This window comes from Dyella marensis, from assembly GCF_049532885.1.
In the GTDB taxonomy this organism is placed as follows: Bacteria; Pseudomonadota; Gammaproteobacteria; order Xanthomonadales; family Rhodanobacteraceae; genus Dyella_D; species Dyella_D marensis.
The window spans coordinates 5,236,378-5,258,757 of sequence record NZ_CP064029.1 but is presented as its reverse complement, the minus strand read 5'-3'; the positions used below and the strand labels follow the sequence as shown (position 1 = coordinate 5,258,757).

Here is a 22,380-nt window from a genome sequence, read left to right as displayed (position 1 = left end):
TCTTGCTGCCGTTGTTGCCGTTGCGGGGAAGCCGTCGCGGCGGGGAGGCGAATAATAGGGAGGGCCTACCGGCCTGGCAAGCCATTTCGTGAAGTTTTTTTCAAATTTCTCGTAAGCGCTTGTTCTTTCATGGATCGATGCGCGGCAACGCCGCGCGGCGGCCATGGCGGCCGCCGCGCGAGCCTCAAGCCAGCTTCAAGGCGACGCGCGCGAAGTTGCGCTTGCCGATCTGCAGCACGCCTTCGAAGCCTGGGCCGAACGTGCGCTGGGCGTCTTCCACCACTTCCGAATCGATGCGCACCGCACGCTCCTTGAGCTTGCGGTTCGCTTCCGCATTGCTGGGCGTCAGCCCCGCCGCGGTCAGCAGCGCCGGCAGGCGCAGGCCTTCCGCCGGCACGGCGATCTCGGTCAGCGGCAGCAGGCTGGTATCGCCCTCCCCGCGCACCACCGCATGCCAGCCGGCAATCGCCTGCTCCGCCGCGGCCGCGCCGTGAAAGCGCGCCGCCAGCTCGCGCGCCAGGCGCAGCTTGGCGTCGCGCGGGTTGAGCGCGCCGCTGGCCACTTCGCTCTTCATACGAGCGAGCTCCTCGAGCGACACCTCGAAGCTCAGCAGCTCGAACCACCGCCACATCAACTCGTCGCCGATCTTCAGCGTCTTGGTGACGATGTCGATGGCCGGCTCATTGATGCCGATGTAGTTGCCCAGCGACTTGGACATCTTCTGTACGCCGTCCAGGCCTTCCAGCAGCGGCATGGTCAGCACGATCTGCGGCGGCTGCCCGTGATGCTCCTGCAGCGCGCGCCCCATCAGCAGATTGAACTTCTGGTCGGTGCCGCCCAGCTCCACGTCGCACTGCAGCGCCACCGAGTCGTAGCCCTGCACCAGCGGGTAGAGGAATTCGTGGATGGCGATCGACTGCTGCGCGGCATAGCGCTTGGCGAAGTCGTCGCGCTCCAGCATGCGCGCCACGGTGTGCTGCGCGGCCAGGCGGATCATGTCGGCCGCGCTCATCGTGCCGAACCACTCGGAATTGAAGCGCAGCTCGGTCTTGTCGCGGTCCAGCACCTTGTAGACCTGCTCGGCGTAGGTCTCGGCGTTGCGCAGCACGTCCTCGCGGGTGAGCGGCTTGCGCGTGACGTTCTTGCCGGTCGGGTCGCCGATCATGCCGGTGAAGTCGCCGATCAGGAAAATCACCTGGTGGCCTAGGTCCTGGAACTGCCGCATCTTGTTGAGCAGCACGGTGTGGCCCAGGTGCAGGTCCGGCGCGGTCGGGTCGAAGCCCGCCTTGATGCGCAGCGGACGCCCGGTCTTCAGCCGCTCGACCAGATCCTCCTGCTTGATGATTTCGTCGGCGCCGCGCGCGATGGTGGCCAGCGCCTGCTCAAGCTCGCTCATGTAGTCCTCAATTCCGGTGTTTGATGGTCCAGGGAAATGGCTCGGAGAAGCGACGGCCATCACGTCGGGAGGTTAATTGTGCGTTAACCAGAAAATTCACGCAAACCCTTGATGGGAAAGGCGTTGACGCACTTTGCACAGGGCCGTTATGGTACGCGGCATTACATAAATTTGTACCGCGGGGCACACGGGGCATGGGAGAGGCGAACAAGATCGCGCGCGCGGCGCGCAAACAGGCTATTCGCCGCAAGGCGCAACGACGCCACTCCCACTTCTACGAACGCTTCTCGCACTGGTCCTTCAGCAACCACAGCGAGGCCGAGCCTATCCGCTGGCATCGCGAACGCTGGATGCTCGCCGGCACGGCCCTGCTGCTTACCGCGCTTTCCGGCTTCATCATTCCCGCCTGGGCCAGCGCGATGCGGCCCGATCCGGTTTCTTCCGCGCATGCCCTTATGCCGCTGGCCTTGCCCAAGGCGCTGCCGACCACGGTGCGCACGCCCACGGTGGAAGACTGGCGCATCGTGCAGGTGCAGCCGGGCCAGACGCTGTCGGACATCTTCCAGGGCCAGGGCCTCAGCCTCACCGACCTGCAGAACGTGATGGACCAGGCCGGCGACGCCGCCAAGGCGCTGCACAACATCCGCCCGGGCCAGGAGTTCGACTTCCTGCTGTCCGGCGACGGCGGCCTGCGCGGCATCCGCTTCGACAAGGACGAAGCCAGCCGCGTCATCGTCCGCTTCGACGGCAGCAAGCCGAGCATGACCGCGCAGGCGCGCGAAGTGGAACGCCGCGAGCACGTCGTGCACGGCACCATCGACAGCTCGCTGTTCGCCGCCGGCGCCAAGGCCGGCATGAGCACGGCGATGGTGCTGAAGCTGGCCGACCTCTTCAAATACGACGTCGACTTCGTGCAGGACCTGCGCGAAGGCGACACCTTCACCGTCATCTACGACGACATCTACCGCGACGGCGCCTACCTGCACGAAGGCGAGATCGTCGCCGCGGAATTCGTCAACCAGGGCGAGCGCTACACGGCGTACCGCTTCAAGAAGGATGACGGCTCCTACGGCTGGTTCAGCGAGGACGGCCGCCCGATCCAGAAATCCTTCCTGCGCATCCCGGTCGACTTCACCCGCATCTCCTCGCAGTTCAGCGCGGCGCGCATGCACCCGGTGCTGGGCCTGATGCGCGCGCACAAGGGCGTGGACTACGCCGCGCCCACCGGCACGCCGATCCATGCGGCGGGCGACGGCGTGATCAAGTTCAAGGGCTGGATGAACGGCTACGGCAACTTCGTGATCATCCAGCACAACAGCTCGATCAGCACCGCCTACGGCCATATGTCGAAGTTCGCCAGCGAGCGCGTGGGCCAGCGCGTGAGCCAGGGTTCGGTGATCGGCTATGTCGGCATGACGGGCCTGGCCACCGGCCCGCACCTGCATTACGAATTCCGCATCAACGACGTGCAGCGCGACCCGCAGAAGGTCACCTTGCCCAAGCCCGAGCCGCTGCCGGCCGTGCAGCTGGCCAAGTTCAAGTCGACGGTGGTGCAGCCGCAGCTGGCCCGCCTGAAGGCACTGGACGCCAACGTCAAGCTGGCCCGCGTGGATGGCGCCAAGCGCAACGACGACTGAGCCGCGGCTGCACGTGGCTGAAGCTCCCTCGCTTTATATCGGCCTGATTTCCGGCACCAGCGCGGACGGCATCGACGCCGCGCTGGTGCGCTTCGAACAGGACCGCCCCGAACTCGTCGCCGCCCTGGTCCATCCGTGGCCGGCGGAACTGCGCGCGCGCATCCTGGCAGTGGCGCAGGACGAAACGCGGCTGGACCTCGACGCCTACGGCCGCCTCGACGTCGCCATCGGCCAATGCTTCGCCGACGCCACGCTGCGCCTGCTCGCCGACAGCGGCACGCCCGCCAGCGCCGTGCGCGCGGTCGGCTCGCACGGCCAGACGCTGCGCCACCGGCCGCAGGGCGAACATCCTTTCACCCTGCAGGTGGGCGACCCTGCGGTGATCGCCGAGCGCTGCGGCATCGACGTGGTGGCCGACTTCCGCCGCGCCGACGTCGCCGCCGGCGGCCAGGGCGCGCCCCTGCTGCCGGCCGTGCACGCCATGCTGCTGGGCGCGGCGGGGCGCACCCGCGTGGTGCTCAATCTCGGCGGCATCGCCAACATCACGGTGCTGCGCGCGGACGGCCATGTGTTCGGCTTCGATACCGGCCCGGCCAACGGCTTGATGGATGCCTGGTGCCTGCGCCACCGCGGCACGGCCTACGACCGCGATGGCGCCTTCGCGCTGAGCGGCACGGTCGATGCGCCGCTGCTGGCAGCGCTGCTGGCCGATCCCTACTTCGCCCTTCCCGCGCCCAAGAGCACCGGCCGCGAACACTTCCACCTGGCCTGGCTCGATCGGCATGCGCGCGTCGCCGAACTGCCGCCGGCCGAGGTGCAGGCCACTTTGCTGGAACTGTCCGCCCGCAGCGTGGCCGAGGCGCTCGCGCGGCACGCACCGGATGTCATAGAGGTATTGGCCTGCGGCGGCGGCGTGCATAACGGCGCGCTGATGCGGCGCCTGGCGGCCCTGCTCGACCCGGCCCGGGTGCGCAGCACGGCGGAAGAAGGGGTGGATCCGGATTACCTGGAGGCGACCGCCTTCGCCTGGCTGGCCCGGCAGCGCCTGCTCGGACGGCCCGGCAACCTGCCCGCGGTCACGGGCGCACGCGGCCCGCGCGTGCTCGGCGCGGTCTATCCCGCGCCGCTCCGAATGGCCTAGCCGCCCAGCGGCTCTTCGGACAAAGCGAGCTGCGACGGCGACAGCTGGGTGGGCTGCGCCATCGACAGCGCCTGCACGGCTTCCTGGAAGGCGGCTTTCTCGCGCGCATCCCACTGGCCGCTGAGCACGGTCAGCTCGCCCGGGTCGAGCATGGTTTCGGCAAACACGTTGCCGCTCGGCGCCATGCCCAATCCGTGGCGCAGTGCGTGCAGCACCACGTCATTGATCGACCACTGGCGGTCCTTGGCCAGCGACTTGATGCGCTCGGCCATGAGATTGTCGATATGGCGAATCACGATGTCCGGCACAGGCGCTACTCCGTCTGTCCACGCATGGGCCCCCTGACCGGCATCATGGTGTACAGGCGGCGGCCGGCTTGCAAGTCGGCCATCCGGGGGAATCCGTGGTCAGGTTCGCACTCGTGCGGCGAACGCCATCGCAGTTGCGGGGCCCCGGTCAGCCGGTGCCGCGGGCCCGTTCTTCCGCGCGGTAGTGCGGCCACAGGTACAGGAACAGCGCGGTGGCCGGCAGCACCGCGATCACGGTGATCACGAAGTAAGTGCCGTAACCGGTGGCCGTGGCGATGCCGCCGGCGAAGAAGCCCAGCAGCTTGCCCGGCAGGTTCACCAGGGAACTGAGCAGCGCGTACTGCGTGGCGGTGTGCTGACGGTTGACCAGCGAGGACAGGAAGGCCACGGTCGGCGGTCCCAGGATGCCCAGCGTCAGGTTCTCGCCGGAGATCACCAGGGTCAGCACCAGCAGGTTGCCCGGATACATGATCACCAGCAGGTACAGCAGGTTGCTGGCGCCGCACAGCACGATGCTGGCGCCCAGCGTGCGCCACGCGCCCCAGCGCGCCACCGCGGCGCCGCCGATGAAGACGCCCAGGATGCCAATCCAAACGCCGTAAATCTTGCTTATCGTGCCGATCTGCGTCTTGGTGAACCCCATATCTAAGTAAAACGGGCTCATCACGCCGCCGATGGTGGCCTGCTCAGGGATCTTGAACAGGAGAATGAACGCCAGCGTTATACCCGCCAACAGCCAGCCGTAACGGCGGAAGAAGTCCGCGAACGGGTCGATCACCGCTTCGCGCATTGCCTCGCCCCAGTTACGTGGCGCCGTACGCTCAACGTCTGGCTCACGCGCCAGCAGCGTAGTCAGGATCGGTAGACCCATACCCATCGCCATCACCATGTAGATCAAACTCCATGGCACATGGTCGGCCATGATGGTGGCTAGGGCGCCTGCGACCATCAGGCCGATGCGATAACCCAGCGCATAGGTGGCCACCAGCGCGCCCTGCGCCTCCACCGAGGCGATCTCGATGCGGTAGGCGTCCACCGCGATGTCCTGGGTGGCGCCGAAGAACGCCACCACCAGGGTGGCGGCAATGAATGGCCCCAGGTTGGCCGGCGTCAGCGCGGCCATCGCCAGCAGGCCGCCGGCCACCACCAGCTGCGAGAACAGCAGCCAGCCGCGGCGCTGGCCCAGGCGGCGGAACAGCGGCAGCTTCCAGTGATCGAGCAGCGGCGCCCACACGAACTTGAACGCGTAGAACATGCCCGCGCTGGCGATCATGGTGATTTCTTTCAGCTCGACGCCGTTTTCCTTCAGCCAGTAAGCCAGGGTGCCGGCCACCAGCAGGAACGGCAGGCCGGAGGAAAAGCCGAGCAGGCACATGGTCCAGGCGGCCGGCTGGGAAAACGCCTGCCACACCGACGGACGCCTGGGCGACTGCGCGCCGGGCTTCGCCGCCGGCTCAGTCGGCATAGTCGACCGTATAGGGCGCGTGGTCGGAGAAGCGCTCGTCGCGGTAGATCGAGCAGCTCTTCAGGCGCTGGCGCAGCGAGGGCGTGACCACCTGGTAGTCGATGCGCCAACCCACGTTGTTCTCGCGCGCGCGGCCGCGGTTGGACCACCAGGTGTATTCCACCGCATCGGGCTTGATCGCGCGGAAGCTGTCCACCCAGCCGCGCTGCTTGAACAGCAGGTCCAGCCAGGCGCGCTCCTCGGGCAGGCAGCCGGAGTTCTTCTGGTTGGAGCTCCAGTTCTTGATGTCGTCCTTGGTGTGCACGATGTTCCAGTCGCCGCAGATGACGTAGTCGCGGCCGCTCTCCAGCCACTGCTGGAAGATCGGCGTGATCCACTCCATCACCTGGAACTTGAACTGCTGGCGTTCGTCGCCGGAGGAACCCGAAGGCACGTACAGCGACACCACGCTCAGGTTGCCGAAGCGCGCCTCGATATAGCGCCCCTCGTCGTCGAACGGCGCCCAGCCCAGCGAGGTCAGCACCTGGTCCGGCTCGCGCCTAGCGTAGATCGCCACGCCGCTGTAGCCCTTCTTGGTGCTGGCGTCGCGGTAGAAGCAATGGTGGCCGTCGGGGCGGAACATCGGGTCGCTGAGCTGGTCTTCCTGCGCCTTGGTTTCCTGCAGGCAGACCACGTCGGCCTTCTGCTTGCGCAACCAGTCGAACACGCCTTTGTTGGCGGCGGAGCGGATGCCATTGGCGTTCAGGCTGACGATGCGCATGCGGGGTCCTCGGTGGATACGCCATCATAGCAACCATGTCCGAATCGCCCGCCATCCGCGTCGCGCCTGTCGCGCCCGCGTTCCGCCCCGCCGTGCTGGCCCTGCGCGTGCATCCCGACCAGTACGCCTTCGTCAGCCCGATCGAGGCCTCGCTGGCCGATGCCGAGCAATGCCACGGCAGCACGCCGATGGCGATCCTGCACGGCCATACGCCGGTGGGTTTCTACCGGATCGAGCAGCACGCCAGCACCATCGCGGAGCGCGACTACGCCGTACCCGCGCTGGGCCTGCGCTCGTTCTTCATCGGCGCCGACTGGCAAGGACGCGGCTTCGGCGCCGCCGCCGTGCCCGCGCTGGTCGCCGACCTGGCCACGCGCCATCCCGAAGCCCGCCTGCTGGTGCTAACCGTCAACTGCCGCAACCTGCCCGCGCTGGCGCTGTACCGGCGCGCCGGCTTCGAGGACAGCGGTGAGCTGTACCATGGCGGGCGTTCCGGGCCGCAGCATCTGATGTGGCTCCCCTTGCCCTGAATCCGCTTCCGACGAGAACTCCGCCGTGCACGACTACCAGCGCGACTTCATCGAACTCACCCTGCAGCGCGACGTGCTGCGCTTCGGCGAGTTCACGCTCAAATCCGGCCGCCAGAGCCCGTACTTCTTCAATATGGGCCGCATCGATTCCGGCGCCGCGCTGGCCCGCCTGGGCCGCGCCTACGCCTCGGCCCTGGTGAACTCGGGCGTGCCGGTGGACATGCTGTTCGGCCCCGCCTACAAGGGCATCCCGCTGGCCGCGGCCACCGCCATCGCGCTGGCCGACGAACATGGCCGCGACCTGCCCTGGGCCTACAACCGCAAGGAAGCCAAGGACCACGGCGAAGGCGGCGTGCTGGTCGGCGCGCCGCTGCAGGGGCGCGTGCTGATCGTGGACGACGTGATGACCGCAGGCACCGCCGTGCGCGAATCGCTGGCGCTGATCCGCGCGCAGGGCGCCACGCCGGCCGGCGTGCTGATCGCGCTGGACCGCCAGGAGCGCGGCACCGGCGCGCTGTCGGCCGCCCAGGAGGTGGCCGCCGACTACGGCATCCCGGTCATCGCCATCACCAGCCTCAGCGACGTGATGGCCTACGCCGGCGAGCGGCCGGAGCTGGCGGACGAATACGAACGCTTGATGGCCTATCGGGAACGCTATGGCGTGGCGGCCTGAGGCCACGGGGCGAACGGCGTCACATCCGCGAACATGCCTGAGCCGGACCATGCAGGGGCGAAGGCTATACTCCCAATTCACAGGGGGAATTCCATGCGTCGAACCAGTCTGATCCTAGCCGCCGCCATCGCGGTCGCCTGCGCCCATGCGCAGACGGAAAACACCAACGGCATGCGCTACAAGTGGCGCGACGGCCAGGGCCTGCCGCACTACAGCGACAGCCTCACCGGCGAAGCCATCAAGTACGGCTACGACGTGGTCAACGACCGCGGCCTGGTCATGCGCCACGTCGAGCGCCAGCTCAATCCCGAGGAACGCGAGGCCGCCCGCAAGGCCGCCGAGGAACAGGCCGCGCAGCAGCGCGCGGCGCAGGACCGCTCGCGCAACGACGCGCAGATGCTGGCCGCCTACCCCAGCGAGGCCGACTACAAGGCCTCGCTGCAGCAGGAAATCGACAATATCGACCAGCAGATCCGCACCACCCAGATCAACCTGCACAGCCAGGAAAAGGCGCTGACCGACCTGCTCACCCGCGCCGGCGACATGGAACGCGCCAAGCAGGCGGTGCCGAAGTTCCTCAACGACGGCATCGCCAAGCAGCGCAACGTGGTGGCCGGCCAGCGCGCCGCGCTGGACCGCCAGCAGGCCGCCCGCGACGCAGCCAGCACCCGGATGACCACCCAGCTGCAGCACTACCGCGACCTGAAAGCCGCGCAGAACAAGAAGTAAACCGGCCCCAAAAGAAAACGCCACGCGATGCGTGGCGTTTTTTTATGCCTGGGCCAAGGCCCCGCGGATCAGAACGGCAGCTTCAGCGCCGGATCCACCGCATGCAGCTGCTCGCGGAACACCTGCTGGATGCGCTTGAGCGCCGCGTCGTTGTCGGCGTCGAAGCGCAGCACCAGGATCGGCGTGGTGTTGGACGGGCGCACCAGGCCCCAGCCGTCCGGCCAGTCGGCACGCACGCCGTCGATGGTGGTCAGCGCGGCGTCGCCGAAGGTGGCGCTCTGGCGGAACTTCTCGATGAACTTGTAGTGCTCGCCTTCCTGCATCTCGATCTTCAGCTCCGGCGTGGACACGCCCTTGGGGCAGGTGGCGAAGATCTCTTCCGGCGTACGCTCTTCCAGGTCGCCGGCCAGGATCTCCAGCAGGCGGGCGCCGGCATAGATGCCGTCGTCGAAGCCGTACCAGCGCTCCTTGAAGAAGAAGTGGCCGCTCATCTCGCCGGCCAGTTCCGCGCCGGTCTCGCGCATCTTGCTCTTGATCAGCGAGTGGCCGGTGCGCCACATCAGCGGGCTGCCGCCGGCGTCGAGGATCTGGCCCTTGAGGTGCCCCGTGCACTTCACGTCGTAGATGATGGTGGCGCCGGGCTGGCGCGACAGCACGTCGCGCGCGAACAGCATGAGCGTGCGGTCGGGGAAGATGATCTCGCCCGTCCTGGTGACCACGCCCAGGCGGTCGCCGTCGCCGTCGAAGGCCACGCCGAGATCCGCGCCGGTGCTCTTCACCGCCAGGATCAGGTCTTCCAGGTTGTGCGGGTCGGAAGGGTCCGGATGGTGGTTCGGGAAGGTGCCGTCCACATCGCAGTACAGCGGGATGATTTCGCAGCCGATGCCTTCGAGCACCTGCGGCGCCACCGCGCCCGGGATGCCGTTGCCGCAGTCGACCACCACCTTCATGCGCCGGCCCGCCTGCACGTCGGAGGTGATGCGCTCGACGTAGTCCGGCACCACGTCGATATGGCGCAGCGAACCCTTGCCGCCGCGCTCCAGCTCGTTGGCGGCGATGCGGCGGTAGAGGTCCTGGATGGCGCCTTCGGACAGGGTCTCGCCGCCGACCACGATCTTGAAGCCGTTGTAGTCCGGCGGATTGTGGCTGCCGGTGACGGCCACGCCGCTGCCGGTGTTGAAGCGGTAGGCCGCGTAGTAGACGACCGGCGTCGGCACGGCGCCGACGTCGATCACGTCGATGCCGGCCTCACGCAGGCCGTCGGACAGCGCGCCGGCGAGTTCCGGACCGGACAGGCGGCCGTCGCGGCCCACCACGATCTCGCGCAGGCCCTTCTCGCGCATCACCGTGCCGATGGACTGGCCGAGCAGACGCGCCACGTCGACGGTGAGCGACTTGCCGACGATGCCGCGCACGTCGTACGCGCGGAAGATCGTCGGGTCCACCGTGACCGGACCGGGCGCCGGCGCGGCGGGCTTGGCGGGGCGGGCTTCCGGCTTGGCCGGCTCGGGCGTGTTGTCGATCAGGTCGGACAAAATCGGTTCCTCGTATGAAGTCTTGTGCTTGCCAAGGTTGAGGCCGGGGACGCGGCCGCGCAGCCACAGCAGATAAATGCCGCCGCCCAGTCCCAGCAAGGCCAGCAGGGCGGCCAGCGGCCACGACTTCGGCAGCACGATGTAGGCCGCGGGCAAGGCGGCGACCACGCTCAGGTTGCTGCCCGCCACCGGCTTGCCGGTGGCTTCGCTCTGCGCGGAGGCCGAGCCATGGGCGAGCAGCTGCAGGTCGCCGCGGCCGCGGTCGTCGCCCTGGCGAAGTTCCAGTCTGCCGCTTCCCGGCGGAACGGCGTTGAAACGTTCCTCCAGCGGAGCGAACGGAAGCTCGAACAGCACCCATGCGCTGGGCCGCTGGCGCGCGCCCATCGGCAGCACGAAGCTGAGGCTGCGCTCGCCGGCGCCCTTGGGCAGGGTCTGGGCGAGCGTGTCGCCGTCGGCGGTCTGCGCGGCCATCAGCTGTGCGGCCCTGGCGTAGCCGAAGTCGCGGTAGTTGGCGTGCAGCACCTCGTCCAGGCTGCCGCTGTAGAACTCCACGGCCCGGGTCTGCGGCAGCTTGCCGCGCAGCACGGTGGCCGCGTAGGCGTGGTCGGCCTGGGCGGCGGCAGGGTCGAGGGCGTCGAGCTGCTGCTGCAGGGCGTGGCGTTCGCGCGTCAATTCCTCGGCCAGCGACTGCGCCGCCTGGTCCTGCGCGCGGTGCACGCGCTCGATCGCGGCGCCTTCGTCGGCGATCAGCCAGGTCTGCCAGGCGCAGAACAAACCGCTCACGACCAGCAGCGTGCCGCCGGCCAGCGGCAACAGCCGCCGCCAGTCGGACGCGCGCTCGCGCCATTCCATCGCGATGTCCATCGCCATCGTCCTGTCCCCTCTGCAGGCTCTCGAATACTTAGTTGACGCCGGTGGAGCCGAAACCGCCCTCGCCCCTCTGCGAAGGCTTGAACTCCGTCACCACGTTCAAGCGGGCCTGCGCCACCGGCACCAGCAGCAGCTGGGCGATGCGGTCGCCCACCTCGATGGTGTACGGCTGCGTGCCGCGGTTCCAGCAGGAAATCATCAGCGGCCCCTGGTAATCCGCGTCGATCACGCCTACCAGGTTGCCCATGACGAGCCCGTGTTTATGGCCCAGGCCCGAGCGCGGCACGATCAGCGCGCACCAGAGCGGATCGCCGATATGGATGGCCATGCCGCTGGGCACCAGCGCGCTTTCGCCGGGAGCCAAAGTGAGCGGCGCATCGATCGCGGCGCGCAGGTCCATGCCCGCGCTGCCGGCGGTCGCCGCCTGCGGCAGCGGGATGCTGTCGCCCAGCCGTGGATCGAGGATTTTCAGTTCGACGTCGACCAGGCCCGGCCGCACCGTCATGAGCGCACCGCCCGGTAGCGCTGCGCGATGCTCGCCACCAGCTCGCGGGCGAGTTGTTCCTTGCCGGCGCGCGGCAGCTCCAGCGAGCCGCCGGGCCAGTACACGTTCAATGCGTTGTCGGCGGCCTCGAAGCCGAGGCCGTTGCCCACCAGGTTTGCGGCGATCATGTCCAATCCCTTGCGCCGGAGCTTGTCCTGCGCGTAATCCGCCACATCATGCGTTTCCGCGGCGAATCCGACCAGGAAAGGGTGCACGGTTTGGGCCGCCAGGCTGGCGAGGATGTCGGGATTCTCGGCCAGCGCCAGGGTCAGCCCGGCGCCGTCCTGCTTCTTGATCTTCTGGCCGGCCACGCTGGCCGGGCGGTAGTCGCCCACCGCGGCGGCGCCGACGTAGATGTCCGCCCCGGCGGTGGCGGCCAGCACGGCGGCATGCATTTCGGCGGCGCTGCGCACGTCCACGCGCCGTGCCACGCCATGCGGCGTGGCCAGGTGCACCGGGCCGGCGACCAGGGTCACCTGCGCGCCGGCATCCGCGGCGGCGCCGGCCACGGCGAAGCCCATGCGGCCGGAGCTGCGGTTGCCGATGAAGCGGACCGGGTCGATGTCTTCGTAGGTCGGCCCCGCGCTCACCACCATCTTCAGGCCGCGCAGCGCGCCGTCGCCGAACGAGCCCACCAGGGCCGCGCGCAATTCCAGCGCTTCGAGCATGCGGCCGGAACCGATATCGCCGCAGGCCTGGTCGCCCGAGGCCGGGCCGAGCAGGTGCACGCCGCGGCGGCGCAGGGTGTCGACATTTTCCTGCACGGCCGGATGCGCCCACATCTGCTGGTTCATCGCCGGCGCCACGTACAGCGGCGCGGCGCTGGCCAGGCACAGCGTGGTGAGCAGGTCGTTGGCCATGCCATGCGCGAGGCGGGCGATCAGGTCGGCGCTGGCGGGCGCGACGATGATGCGTTCGGCCCAGCGCGCCAGCTCGATATGGCCCATGGCCATCTCCGCCTGCTCGTCCCACAGGCTCACCCGCACGGCTTCGCCGGACAGGGCCTGGAAAGTGGTGGCGCTGACGAAATGGGTGGCGCTTTCCGTCATCACCACGCGGACCTGGGCGCCCAGGTCGCGCAGGCGGCGGACCAGCTCGCAGGCTTTGTAGGCGGCAATGCCGCCCGACACGCCGAGCAGGATGCGACGGTTGGCAAGTTGCATGTAGGACAGGCCTGACAAACGGGCAGACGCCAAGCTTACCGGAATCAACCGCGTCTTCCGCTGCAGGCGCCGGCGCGATTGCGGCATCGTGAGCGAATGAGCATTCGAGACTGGCCAGCCGGGGAACGTCCGCGCGAAAAACTGCTGCAGCAAGGCACGTCCGCGCTGTCGGATGCGGAGCTGCTCGCCGTGCTGCTGGGCAGCGGCGTGGCCGGCGTCGATGCGCTCACCCTCGGCCGCCAGCTGCTGGCCGAAGCCGGCGGCATCCATGCATTGCTGGCCGACCCCCACACCACCACGCGCATGCCCGGCATCGGCCCGGCCAAGCGGGCACGCGTGATCGCCGCGCTGGAGCTGGCGCGCCGCTCCTTGAACGAACAGCTGCGCACGGGCGCCGCGCTGCGCAGTCCGCGCGACAGCGGCGACTTCCTCCGCGCCAAGCTGCGCCACCTGCCCTACGAAGTTTTCGCCTGCCTGTACCTGGACAACCGCCACCGCGTGCTGGCCTACGAGGAGCTGTTCCGCGGCACCATCGACGGCGCCAGCGTGCATCCGCGCGAAGTGGTGCGCGCCTGCCTCAAGCACAACGCCAGCGCGGTGATCTTCGCCCACAACCATCCGTCGGGCGTGGCCGAGCCCAGCCTGGCCGACCGCGCCATCACCCGCAGCCTGCGCGAGGCGCTGCAGCTGGTCGAAGTGCGCGTGCTGGACCACCTGGTGATCGGCGCCGCCGAACCGGTGTCGATGGCCTCGCTGGGCCTGCTCTGAGCGCGGGCGGGTGCCGTTTGACCCGGAAAGAATAACGGCGCGGTGGGGACCGCGCCGTCAGGCCGTTTTTGGGGAGGTGAGAGGGACGGCGTCTCGCATACCCGTCGGCGGGGAGGGTGCCTGGGGTACGGGCGGCATTGTGGCAGTGCGGCATGACAGGACAGTGACGTGCCGGCGGGCTCCGCCGGAAGCCGGGCCGGCGCGACTTATGCACATCGGCCTCAGATCGCCGCTTAGCGGTCATTCCGTCGACACTCGTGAAATTGTCAATGTAAACTATTGATACTACGTGGAAATTTAAGTGACATATACGTTTCCGCCGCGCAAAAACCCGCGACGCTCCCGCCAGCCCTTACTTTCCCCACAGAGTTATCCACAGCCCCCGCAGCCGCGCCGCAGCATGCCCGCTCGCCGCCTTCGGCCGCCCCGCCCAGGCCTCGGAGCGGGCCGCCCCGCTCTGCTAGGATTGCCGGTTCCATCGAAGCCAGACCCAGCCCCGTGAAACAAGCGCTGCGCGATTTGCTGCTGCAGGCCATCCGGTCCCTGCAGAACGACTCCACCCTGCCCGCCGAGCTCGAAGTGCCGAACTTCGTGATCGAGCGCACGCGCAGCCGCGACCACGGCGATTTCGCCAGCAACGCCGCCATGCTGCTGGCCAAGCCGGCCCGCGCCAAGCCGCGCGAACTGGCCGAGAAACTGGTGGCCGCCCTGCCCGCCAATGCGCAGGTGGCGAAGATCGAGATCGCCGGCCCCGGCTTCATCAACTTCTTCCTGGCGCCCGGCGCCTACCACGCCGAGCTGCGCCGCATCCTGGGCGAGGGCGACGCCTACGGCCGCAACGACAGCGGCAAGGGCGTGGTCGCCGGCGTGGAATTCGTCTCGGCCAACCCGACCGGCCCGCTGCACGTGGGCCACGGCCGCGCCGCGGCGATCGGCGACTGCCTGAGCCGCCTGCTCGACGCCAACGGCTGGGCGGTGCGGCGCGAGTTCTACTACAACGACGCCGGCGTGCAGATCCAGAACCTGGCCATCTCGACGCAGGCGCGCGCGCGCGGCCTGGCGCCGGACCAGGCCGGCTGGCCGGAAGACGGCTACCGCGGCGACTACATCGCCGACGTGGCCCGCGCCTACATGGCCGGCGAATCCGTGCTGGCCGACGGCCACACCGTCACCGGCGCCAAGGATGCCGACGACCTCGAGGCCATCCGCCAGTTCGCCGTGGCCAGCCTGCGCCGCGAACAGGACCTGGACCTGAAAGCCTTCGGCGTCGGCTTCGACACCTATTTCCTCGAGTCCTCGCTGTACAGCGGCGGCAAGGTGGAGGAGACCGTGCGCGAGCTGGTCGCCCACGGCCACACCTACGAGGAAGGCGGCGCGCTGTGGCTGCGCTCGACCGACTTCGGCGACGACAAGGACCGCGTGATGCGCAAGTCCGACGGCACGTTCACTTATTTCGTGCCGGACGTGGCCTATCACCGCAGCAAGTGGCAGCGCGGCTACGTGCGCGCCATCACCGAGCTGGGTTCGGACCACCACGGCAGCCTGGCCCGCGTGAAGGCCGGCCTGCAGGCGCTGGACTGCGGCATCCCCAAGGGCTGGCCGGAATACGTGCTGCACCAGATGGTGACCGTGATGCGCGGCGGCGAAGAGGTGAAGATCTCCAAGCGCGCCGGCAGCTACGTCACCCTGCGCGACCTGATCGACGAAGTGGGCAAGGACGCCACGCGCTTCTTCCTGATCTCGCGCAAGGCCGACTCGCAGCTGGTGTTCGACATCGACCTGGCGCGCTCGCAGAGCAACGACAACCCGGTCTATTACATCCAGTACGCCCATGCCCGCGTCTGCCGCGTGCTGGAAGAACTGGCCGAGCGCGGCCTGCCGGCGCTGGATACCGCCGCGGGCGCGGCGCATTTCGAGCGGCTGGACACGGCGCACGAGCAGGCCCTGTTCGTGGAGCTGTCGCGCTATCCGGAAGTGGTGGAAGCGGCGGCCGGCAATCTGGAACCGCACCTGATCGCGCAGTACCTGCGCGACCTCGCCGGCGCCCTGCACAGTTACTATCACGAGCATAAGTGGATCGTGGACGACGCCGGGCTGCGCAACGCGCGCATCACCCTGGCGGTCGCGGCACGCCAGGTCATCCGCAACGGTTTGGATTTGCTGGGACTCAGTGCCCCGGAGAAGATGTAAATGGCAGCACGCAAGGGCAAGGGCCGTCAGGCCGTGCGCAACAACAGCGGCGGGTTTCCGGCCTGGGGCTGGGCCATCGTCGGCATCGCGGTCGGCGCGCTGCTGATGTTCGCCATGCGCGGCAAGCTGCCCATGGGCGGCCGCGCCGGCGACGCGCCGCAGCCCAACGCGCAGGCCACCGCCCAGCACGGCAGCGATGCCGGCGCGGTGGAACCGGCCGGTGCCGACTCCACGCCCGCCGCGCCGAAGAAGCCGCAGTTCGATTTCTACTCGGTGCTGTCGGAGAAGGAAGTGCGCATTCCCGACGCCGAGATCAGCGCGCAGGCGCGCGCCGAGCAGCAGAAGCAGGCCGCCGCGCAGCAGGCGCAAGCCCAGGCCCAGGCGGCGCAGCAGGCCCAGCAGCAGGCGGCCGCGCAGCGCGCCGCGGCGGCGAATGCGCCGGCCGCGGTCACCGAGAACGTCACCGCGGCGCCGGCTACCGCGGTCGCGCCGCCGGCCGCGGGCGGTGGCGGCTATCTGCTGCAGGTGGGTGCGTTTCCGAGCGCCTCCGATGCGGAAAGCCTGAAGGCCAAGCTGGCGCTGCAGGGTTTCGTCGCCAACGTGGCTTCGGTCAACGTCAACGGCCAGACCTACAACCGCGTGCGCCTTGGCCCGTTCAAGTCGGCCACGGAGCTTGAGTCGACCAAGCAGCGCTTGTCCTCGGCCGGTTTCAATGCGATCGCGCTGAAGGAAGGCCGCTGACTTGAAGCCCCTCTCCCCCCGGGAGAGGGGTTGGGGTGAGGGTACGGGCGGAGCGCGAGAGTGATGTGCACCGCTCCGGCCGTACCCTCATCCGGCTGCCGCCACCTTCTCCCGATGGGAGAAGGATCTCTCCGCTGGAAACAGAGAGAAATTCAGCGCGGCTTGCGCTTGAGCCGGATCAGCGCCGAGATATCGTCGTCGCCATAACCCTGCGCCATCAGCTCGGCGTAGTCGGCCAGCGACTTTTCGATCACCGTGCGGTCCGTGCCCGCGCCCTCGGCGATGCGGTTCACGATGCCCAAGTCCTTGTGCAGCAGGGCCAGCTTGAAGCCCACGCTGAATTCGTCGCGCAGCATGGTGGCGCCGCGCTTCTCCAGGAACCAGCTGCCGGCCGCGCCGGCGCCCAGGGTCGGCAGCAGACGCTCCGCTTCCAGTCCCAGCGCCTCGCCCAGCGCCAGGCCCTCGCACACCGCCTGCGCGATGCCGGCCACCAGCACCTGGTTCACCGCCTTGGTGGCCTGGCCGGCGCCGACGGCGCCCAGGTGGGTGACGCGCAGCGCATAGGCTTCCAGCACCGGACGCGCGCGTTCCAGCACCGCGGCGTCGCCGCCGACCATCACCGAGAGCTTGCCGTTCTTGGCGCCTTCCACGCCGCCGGACACCGGCGCGTCGAGGAAATCCACGCCGGCCGCCGCCAGCCGTGCGGCCGCGCGTTTGGCGGTGTCGGGCGCCACGGTGGAGTGGTCGACCACGATGGCGCCGCGCTTCAAGTGCGGCAGCATGGTGTCGATGGTGGCCAGCACGTCGGCATCGGCAGTCACGCACAGCGCGATCACATCGCACTGCGCGGCCAGCTGTTCCAGCGGCGGGGCGGTCACGCCCAGTTCGCGCGCCAGCGCATCGGCCTTGGCCTGGGTGCGGTTGGCCACCGCGTGCAGCAGGCCCTTGGAGTTCAGATGTCCGGCCATCGGCGCGCCCATGGCGCCGAGACCGACGAAAGCTGCCTTGAGGCTCATCGGGGAGTTCCAGCAGAGGAGAAACACGGCCGCCCCGGAAGGCGGAGCGGCCTATGTTAGCGGCGGTGCACGTCGTGCGTGACGAATGGCTTCTCCGCCGTGGGCCGCTCCAGCCACTGCGGATGCGCCAGCGTGTGGCGCATGTCGGCCAGGCCGCTCTCCCAGTGCGAGTGCATGCTGGTCAGGCTGAACTCGTAGTCCTTGTAATGGCCTTCGTACGGCTTGTCGCGGTAGATCAGGTGGATCAGGTTGGTCAGCGCGCCGGAAGCCTGCGCCTGCGCGCGCTTGAAAGCCGGATCGTCGTGTTTGTCCGCCGGCACCAGGGCCATCAGGTCGTGCAGCAGGCGCTGGTTTTCCTGGTTCAGCCGCATGTATTCGGTGATCAGGCGGGTGCGGCTGGAATACTGGATTTCCTTGGAGCGCTCGGCCACGCCGGACAGATCGCGCGGCAGCTCGCCGGTGGCGCGCCACAGGTCGACCTGGAAGATCAGCGCATCGTGGCAGGGCCGGTCCGATAGCACCTTGTACAGCGGCGTGTTGGAAACCATGCCGCCGTCCCAGTAGAACTCGCCGTCGATCTCCACCGCGGGGAAGCCCGGCGGCAGCGCGCCGGAGGCCATGAAATGCTCCACCCGCAGCTTGCCGTGGCTGTTGTCGAAGTAGGCGAAGTTGCCGGTGCGCACGTTCACCGCGCCCACCGACACGCGCATCGAACGCGGGTCGTTGACGCGGTCGAAATCCACCAGCCGCTCCAGCGTGCTGCGCAGCGGCGCGGTGTCGTACCAGCTCACGTCGCCGGGACCGGAAGCGCGGTGGAACGGCAGGAATGGCGGCGGCAGGCGCGGCACGAAGAAACCCGCCTGTCCTTCGAGCAGCGCGCGCCACGCGGCCAGGCTGCTGAAGCCGTTCTGCAGCGCCAGCGGCCAGCCGCCGCTGTCGAACGCGGGCGTGGCGGGGAAATACGGCGGCTTGCAGATGGTTTCCCAGAATTCGCGCAGCTTCTCCACGCGCTGGCCGATCGGATTGCCGGCAATGATCGCGGCATTCAAGGCGCCGATCGAAATGCCTGCCAGCCAGCGCGGCCGCAGATCCGCCTCGGCCAGCGCCTGGTACACGCCGGCCTGGTAGGCGCCGAGCGCGCCGCCGCCCTGCAGCACCAGGGCCACGGTGGAGTACGACTCGCGCACCATCTTCGCCAGCGCTTCCTTGCTGTCGTCTTGTGTCGCCTTGCCCATGGGCTCAAGCCTCCGCCAGGTAGTCGTACACCACTTCGCCCAGGTCCAGGGTGAGGTCGGTGATGAAGTGCAGCGCCGATTCCACCTTCAGCACCGGCAGGTCCGCCACCGGCGCCAGCGCATGCGAGTGCAGCTCCAGCGCGGCCGGTCCGGTCCAGGCGCCCTTGAGCGTGACATTGGTGGTGAAGTAGCGCACCAGCTCGCAGATGCGCGGGCTGCCGTCCACGTGCGGGATGATCTTGAGCAGGAAATTCGGCGCAGCCAGCGACGCGAGCACCGCGGCGCGATCGGCCTCGGCGTGCTTGAAGCCCATGGTGGCCTTGGCCACGCGCACCTTGCCGTAGTCGAGCGTGCCGACCAGGGTGTCGATCTCGGTTTCCAGCACCGGGCTGGCCAGTTTCTTGGGGAAACCCCACAGCTCGCGGCCACCGGCGATCGGCGGATGGTCGTTCAAATACATCGAATGCACGTAGCCGCCGTGCACGCCGCGGAAATTCACCGGAATCACCTGGCCCGACTCGGTGTAGTCGCCGAAGCCGGTGGAATCGGGCATGCGGATGAATTCGTACTTCACCAGCGGTTCGGTGATCTCCAGCGGCTCCGGCACCACGGCGCGCAGCGCGTCGAGGTCGGTGCGGTAGGTGATGACCAGGAACTCGCGGTTGACGAAACGATAGGGCCCGCGCGGAAACGCGGGGCTGGTCAGCGGCATGGCGAACGCATTGGCCTTGACGTCGGCGATCTTCATCGAGCCATCCTCCTGGCGATCCCGTCGGGCGCGCGCCGGCAGGGCGCACGCTGCATGCAATAGAAAAACGACGCCTGCCCGGCACTCGCCGGGCAGGCGCGCAACGCTTACTGCATGTACCAGCCGTGGCTGACCACGACCGACTGGCCGGTCAGCGCGGCCGACGGGAACGCGGCGAGGAAGAGCGCGGTCTGCGCGATGTCCTCGACGGTGGTGAAGGTGCCGTCCACCGTGTCCTTCAGCATCACGTTCTTGATCACTTCCGCTTCGCTGATGCCCAGTTCCTTGGCCTGCTCGGGAATCTGCTTCTCCACCAGCGGCGTGCGCACGAAGCCGGGGCAGATCACGTGCGAACGCACGTTGTGGGCCGCGCCTTCCTTCGCCAGCGTGCGGGCCAGGCCCAGCAGGCCGTGCTTGGCCGTGACGTAGGCCGACTTCAGCTTCGACGCTTCGTGCGAATGCACGGAACCCATGTAGATGACGGTGCCGCCGCGGTCCCCCTGATACATGTGCTTGAGCGCGGCCTTGGTGGTGAGGAAGCCGCCGTCCAGGTGGATCGCCAGCATCTTCTTCCAGTCGGCGAAGGCGAACTGGTCGATCGGGTTGATGATCTGCACGCCGGCGTTGGAGATCAGGATGTCCAGCGCACCGAAGGCGGCGACCGCCTTGTCGGTGCCGGCATTCACCGCCGCTTCGTCGGTGACGTCCATGGCGATGCCGATCGCCTTGCCGCCGGCCGCATTGATCTCCGCCGCTGCCGCATCGGCGGCCTGCTGGTTGATGTCCGCGATCGCCACGGCGCAGCCGTTCTTCGCATAGAGCTCCGCGATGGCCTTGCCCAGGCCGCTGGCGGCGCCGGTGATCAGAGCGACCTTGCCTTCGAGACTTGCTGCCATAACCACTCCTTCGAATTCGCTAGGGGATGCGGGAGACGACGAAGGCTCGCACAGCTGGGATGCCGCATCCATGCGACGAATGGACATCACGAAGAACCTTCCCTATGCCGTCATTCCGGCGTAGGCCGGAATGACGAGCATGTTTAGTGCGCGCCTTCCGACAGGTACGTATAGCCGGTCAAGCCATCGTTCAATGTGACAAACAGCTGCTCCGCCTGCGCGCCCTCGACGCCCGCGGCCGCGATGCGTTCGCGGTAGCTGCGGCGCAGGGCATCCAGATCGTAGCCGACATAGTCGAGCATCAGGTCGGTGGTGTCGCCGCGGCGGCGATGCGCAAAAACATACGAGTCGCCGTCCACCCGCACGTTCACCGCGTCGGTGTCGCCGAACAGGTTGTGGATGTCGCCCAGGGTTTCCTGGTACGCGCCGACCATGAAGATGCCCAGGCGATAGCTTTCGTCCTCGCGCAGCGCGTGCAGCGGCAGGCTCACGTCCACGCCTTCGGCGTCGACGTAATGGTCGATGCGGCCGTCCGAATCGCAGGTGAGGTCGACGATCACGCCGCGGCGGGTCGGCGCTTCGTCCAGGCGCGCGATCGGCGCGATCGGGAAGATCTGCTCGATCGCCCAGATGTCCGGCACCGACTCGAACACCGAGAAGTTGACGAAGTACTTGTCCACCAGCTTCTCGTCCAGCTCGTCCAGCGCCTGGCGATGCGAGCGCTCGGCCGGCAGCAGGCGCAGGCGCACCGCGTTGGCGATGGCGTAGTACATCTCGTCCAGCTGCGCGCGGTCTTCCAGCGCCAGCTGGCCCAGCGCGTACAGGGTCTGGCCTTCGTTGAGGTGGTGCTGGGCCTCGTGGAACAGTTCCAGCGCGGGGCGCGCGTCCAGTTCCTCGTAGGTCTCGCGCAGGCGGCGCAGCACGGCCGGTTCCTCCTCGCGCGGCGGCGGGATGCTGCCGGCGGGCACTTCTTCCACTTCGGTGACGTTGACCACCATCACCGCATGGTGCGCGGTCATGGCGCGGCCAGCCTCGGTGACGATGTGCGGCGCGGCCAGGCCTTCCTCGGCCACGGCTTCGGCCAGCGACTGCACGATGGTGGAGGCGTACTGCTCGATCGAATAGTTGATCGAGTTGTGGCTGCGCGAGCGCGAGCCTTCGTAGTCCACGCCCAGGCCGCCGCCGACGTCGACGATTTCCAGCGGCACGCCCATGCGGATCAGCTCCACGTAGTAGCGCGTGGCCTCGCGCATGCCGGCGGCGATGTCGCGCACGTTGGAGATCTGCGAGCCCATGTGGAAATGCTGCAGCTTCAGGGTGTGCTTGAGGCCCGCCTCGTCGAGGCGGCGCACCAGGGTCAGCACCTGGTTCGGCGACAGGCCGAACTTGCCCTTGTCGCCGCCGGTGTTCTGCCATTTGCCGGCGCCGATCGAGGCCAGGCGCACGCGCACGCCCAGCAGCGGCTCCACGTTCAGGGCCTTGGCTTCGGCGAAGACGTGATCGAGCTCGGAGAGCTTCTCGATCACGATGTGCACGCGCAGGCCGAGCTTGCGGCCGATCAGCGCCAGGCGCACGTATTCGCGGTCCTTGTAGCCGTTGCACACCACGATCGAGCCGGGCCGCGCCATCGCCAGCACGGCCATCAGTTCGGGCTTGGAGCCGGCTTCCAGGCCGAAGCCATGCTCGCCGGCGGCCACCAGCTCGCCGGCCACGCCGCGCTGCTGATTGACCTTGATCGGATACACCGCGGTGTAGCCGCCACCGTAGTTCCACTCCGCGGTGGCCTTGGCGAAGGCGCCCTGCAGGCGCGCCAGGCGGTCGGCGAGGATGTCGGGGAAGCGCACCAGCAGCGGCAGGCGCAGGCCTTCGGCGCGGGCGCGGTCGACGATGGCCGGCAGCGACAGGGCCGGGCCGCCGGCGCCGCGCGGGCGCATCACGATATGGCCGTGCTCGTCCACGTCCACATAGCCGTCGCCCCAATGCGGGACGGCGTAGGTGTGACGGGCGGCATCGGCGTTCCAGTGCTTCGACATGG

General features: G+C 68.5%; 20 protein-coding genes. 8 read left to right on the top strand and 12 right to left on the bottom strand.

What is annotated here, in order from left to right:
- Window positions 1-184: 184 nt before the first annotated feature.
- Window positions 185-1,396 carry a tyrosine--tRNA ligase gene (gene tyrS / locus ISN75_RS23025; RefSeq protein WP_167252765.1) on the bottom strand — a complete coding sequence of 404 codons (1,212 nt, stop codon included), beginning with the start codon at window positions 1,394-1,396 and terminating at the stop codon, window positions 185-187.
- 194 nt (window positions 1,397-1,590) lie between these two features.
- Here tyrS and ISN75_RS23020 point away from each other — a divergent pair, with 194 nt between their 5' ends.
- Together ISN75_RS23020 and ISN75_RS23015 are read left to right on the top strand one after the other, a co-directional pair.
- Window positions 1,591-3,033 (top strand): OapA family protein, encoded by a 1,443-nt coding sequence (locus ISN75_RS23020; RefSeq protein ID WP_168648881.1) that lies wholly within the window; start codon window positions 1,591-1,593, stop codon window positions 3,031-3,033.
- A 13-nt stretch (window positions 3,034-3,046) separates the two neighbouring features.
- Window positions 3,047-4,174, top strand: coding sequence for an anhydro-N-acetylmuramic acid kinase (locus ISN75_RS23015; RefSeq protein ID WP_423385112.1), 1,128 nt, complete (start codon window positions 3,047-3,049; stop codon window positions 4,172-4,174).
- Here the strand turns inward: ISN75_RS23015 and ISN75_RS23010 are convergent.
- The 3 genes from ISN75_RS23010 to ISN75_RS23000 form a co-directional block, all read right to left on the bottom strand.
- Window positions 4,171-4,482: a hypothetical protein gene (locus tag ISN75_RS23010; RefSeq protein ID WP_167252768.1), complete on the bottom strand. Its 312-nt coding sequence runs from the start codon at window positions 4,480-4,482 to the stop codon at window positions 4,171-4,173. The genes ISN75_RS23015 and ISN75_RS23010 overlap by 4 nt on opposite strands.
- Before the next feature lie 148 nt (window positions 4,483-4,630).
- Window positions 4,631-5,947: an AmpG family muropeptide MFS transporter gene (locus ISN75_RS23005; RefSeq protein WP_246866787.1), complete on the bottom strand. Its 1,317-nt coding sequence runs from the start codon at window positions 5,945-5,947 to the stop codon at window positions 4,631-4,633.
- Window positions 5,937-6,707: an exodeoxyribonuclease III gene (locus ISN75_RS23000; protein ID WP_168648879.1), complete on the bottom strand. Its 771-nt coding sequence runs from the start codon at window positions 6,705-6,707 to the stop codon at window positions 5,937-5,939. The genes ISN75_RS23005 and ISN75_RS23000 overlap by 11 nt, the downstream gene beginning before the upstream one ends.
- A gap of 35 nt (window positions 6,708-6,742) precedes the next feature.
- Between ISN75_RS23000 and ISN75_RS22995 the strand changes: the two genes are divergently transcribed.
- The 3 genes from ISN75_RS22995 (at window position 6,743) to ISN75_RS22985 (ending at window position 8,639) form a co-directional block, all read left to right on the top strand.
- Window positions 6,743-7,237, top strand: a complete 495-nt coding sequence (locus ISN75_RS22995; protein ID WP_168648878.1) for a GNAT family N-acetyltransferase — start codon at window positions 6,743-6,745, stop codon at window positions 7,235-7,237.
- Window positions 7,238-7,262: 25 nt separating this feature from the next.
- Window positions 7,263-7,910 (top strand): orotate phosphoribosyltransferase, encoded by a 648-nt coding sequence (gene pyrE / locus ISN75_RS22990; protein ID WP_167252771.1) that lies wholly within the window; start codon window positions 7,263-7,265, stop codon window positions 7,908-7,910.
- Between the two features lie 93 nt (window positions 7,911-8,003).
- Window positions 8,004-8,639, top strand: coding sequence for a DUF4124 domain-containing protein (locus tag ISN75_RS22985; protein ID WP_343820328.1), 636 nt, complete (start codon window positions 8,004-8,006; stop codon window positions 8,637-8,639).
- A 68-nt stretch (window positions 8,640-8,707) separates the two neighbouring features.
- On the opposite strand, the gene ISN75_RS22980 is transcribed toward ISN75_RS22985, so the two are convergent.
- From ISN75_RS22980 to coaBC, 3 genes are read right to left on the bottom strand one after another with little or no spacing between them, the layout of a single operon-like run.
- Window positions 8,708-11,044 (bottom strand): phosphomannomutase/phosphoglucomutase, encoded by a 2,337-nt coding sequence (locus tag ISN75_RS22980; protein ID WP_343820329.1) that lies wholly within the window; start codon window positions 11,042-11,044, stop codon window positions 8,708-8,710.
- A gap of 31 nt (window positions 11,045-11,075) precedes the next feature.
- A complete protein-coding gene (dut, locus tag ISN75_RS22975) occupies window positions 11,076-11,531 on the bottom strand; it encodes a dUTP diphosphatase (RefSeq protein ID WP_167253737.1) in 456 nt (151 codons plus the stop codon).
- A 14-nt stretch (window positions 11,532-11,545) separates the two neighbouring features.
- The gene (coaBC, locus tag ISN75_RS22970) at window positions 11,546-12,751 is read right to left on the bottom strand and encodes a bifunctional phosphopantothenoylcysteine decarboxylase/phosphopantothenate--cysteine ligase CoaBC (protein ID WP_167252774.1); all 1,206 of its coding nucleotides are present in this window, start codon (window positions 12,749-12,751) and stop codon (window positions 11,546-11,548) included.
- A gap of 96 nt (window positions 12,752-12,847) precedes the next feature.
- Here coaBC and radC point away from each other — a divergent pair, with 96 nt between their 5' ends.
- The 3 genes from radC to ISN75_RS22955 all read left to right on the top strand — a co-directional run bounded on the left by radC (window position 12,848) and on the right by ISN75_RS22955 (window position 16,450).
- Window positions 12,848-13,519 carry a RadC family protein gene (gene radC / locus ISN75_RS22965; RefSeq protein ID WP_168648875.1) on the top strand — a complete coding sequence of 224 codons (672 nt, stop codon included), beginning with the start codon at window positions 12,848-12,850 and terminating at the stop codon, window positions 13,517-13,519.
- Between the two features lie 498 nt (window positions 13,520-14,017).
- Window positions 14,018-15,709, top strand: a complete 1,692-nt coding sequence (gene argS, locus ISN75_RS22960) for an arginine--tRNA ligase (RefSeq protein ID WP_167252776.1) — start codon at window positions 14,018-14,020, stop codon at window positions 15,707-15,709.
- Complete coding sequence (locus tag ISN75_RS22955) at window positions 15,710-16,450, top strand: SPOR domain-containing protein (RefSeq protein WP_343820331.1); 741 nt, start codon at window positions 15,710-15,712, stop codon at window positions 16,448-16,450.
- Between the two features lie 152 nt (window positions 16,451-16,602).
- Here the strand turns inward: ISN75_RS22955 and ISN75_RS22950 are convergent, their stop codons facing one another.
- The 5 genes from ISN75_RS22950 to speA all read right to left on the bottom strand — a co-directional run bounded on the left by ISN75_RS22950 (window position 16,603) and on the right by speA (window position 22,378).
- The gene (locus ISN75_RS22950) at window positions 16,603-17,466 is read right to left on the bottom strand and encodes an NAD(P)-dependent oxidoreductase (protein ID WP_343820332.1); all 864 of its coding nucleotides are present in this window, start codon (window positions 17,464-17,466) and stop codon (window positions 16,603-16,605) included.
- Between the two features lie 56 nt (window positions 17,467-17,522).
- Window positions 17,523-18,701, bottom strand: coding sequence for a DUF3734 domain-containing protein (locus ISN75_RS22945; protein ID WP_167252779.1), 1,179 nt, complete (start codon window positions 18,699-18,701; stop codon window positions 17,523-17,525).
- Between the two features lie 4 nt (window positions 18,702-18,705).
- Window positions 18,706-19,449 carry an acetoacetate decarboxylase gene (locus ISN75_RS22940; protein WP_343820333.1) on the bottom strand — a complete coding sequence of 248 codons (744 nt, stop codon included), beginning with the start codon at window positions 19,447-19,449 and terminating at the stop codon, window positions 18,706-18,708.
- A gap of 107 nt (window positions 19,450-19,556) precedes the next feature.
- Window positions 19,557-20,345 (bottom strand): 3-hydroxybutyrate dehydrogenase, encoded by a 789-nt coding sequence (locus ISN75_RS22935; protein ID WP_167252781.1) that lies wholly within the window; start codon window positions 20,343-20,345, stop codon window positions 19,557-19,559.
- A 143-nt stretch (window positions 20,346-20,488) separates the two neighbouring features.
- Window positions 20,489-22,378, bottom strand: coding sequence for a biosynthetic arginine decarboxylase (gene speA, locus ISN75_RS22930; protein ID WP_343820335.1), 1,890 nt, complete (start codon window positions 22,376-22,378; stop codon window positions 20,489-20,491).
- Between the last annotated feature and the right edge of the window lie 2 nt (window positions 22,379-22,380).

Excerpts from the sequence above, each read along its gene's own strand:
- tyrS (WP_167252765.1), bottom strand. The coding sequence starts at position 1,396 with ATGAGCGAGCTTGAGCAGGCGCTGGCCACCATCGCGCGCGGCGCCGAC.
- ISN75_RS22935 (WP_167252781.1), bottom strand. The coding sequence starts at position 20,345 with ATGGCAGCAAGTCTCGAAGGCAAGGTCGCTCTGATCACCGGCGCCGCC.
- radC (WP_168648875.1), top strand. The coding sequence starts at position 12,848 with ATGAGCATTCGAGACTGGCCAGCCGGGGAACGTCCGCGCGAAAAACTG.
- ISN75_RS22995 (WP_168648878.1), top strand. The coding sequence starts at position 6,743 with ATGTCCGAATCGCCCGCCATCCGCGTCGCGCCTGTCGCGCCCGCGTTC.
- ISN75_RS22945 (WP_167252779.1), bottom strand. The coding sequence starts at position 18,701 with ATGGGCAAGGCGACACAAGACGACAGCAAGGAAGCGCTGGCGAAGATG.
- ISN75_RS23000 (WP_168648879.1), bottom strand. The coding sequence starts at position 6,707 with ATGCGCATCGTCAGCCTGAACGCCAATGGCATCCGCTCCGCCGCCAAC.
- ISN75_RS23005 (WP_246866787.1), bottom strand. The coding sequence starts at position 5,947 with ATGCCGACTGAGCCGGCGGCGAAGCCCGGCGCGCAGTCGCCCAGGCGT.
- coaBC (WP_167252774.1), bottom strand. The coding sequence starts at position 12,751 with ATGCAACTTGCCAACCGTCGCATCCTGCTCGGCGTGTCGGGCGGCATT.
- ISN75_RS22955 (WP_343820331.1), top strand. The coding sequence starts at position 15,710 with ATGGCAGCACGCAAGGGCAAGGGCCGTCAGGCCGTGCGCAACAACAGC.
- ISN75_RS23020 (WP_168648881.1), top strand. The coding sequence starts at position 1,591 with ATGGGAGAGGCGAACAAGATCGCGCGCGCGGCGCGCAAACAGGCTATT.
- ISN75_RS22980 (WP_343820329.1), bottom strand. The coding sequence starts at position 11,044 with ATGGCGATGGACATCGCGATGGAATGGCGCGAGCGCGCGTCCGACTGG.
- ISN75_RS22940 (WP_343820333.1), bottom strand. The coding sequence starts at position 19,449 with ATGAAGATCGCCGACGTCAAGGCCAATGCGTTCGCCATGCCGCTGACC.
- speA (WP_343820335.1), bottom strand. The coding sequence starts at position 22,378 with ATGTCGAAGCACTGGAACGCCGATGCCGCCCGTCACACCTACGCCGTC.
- ISN75_RS22950 (WP_343820332.1), bottom strand. The coding sequence starts at position 17,466 with ATGAGCCTCAAGGCAGCTTTCGTCGGTCTCGGCGCCATGGGCGCGCCG.
- ISN75_RS22985 (WP_343820328.1), top strand. The coding sequence starts at position 8,004 with ATGCGTCGAACCAGTCTGATCCTAGCCGCCGCCATCGCGGTCGCCTGC.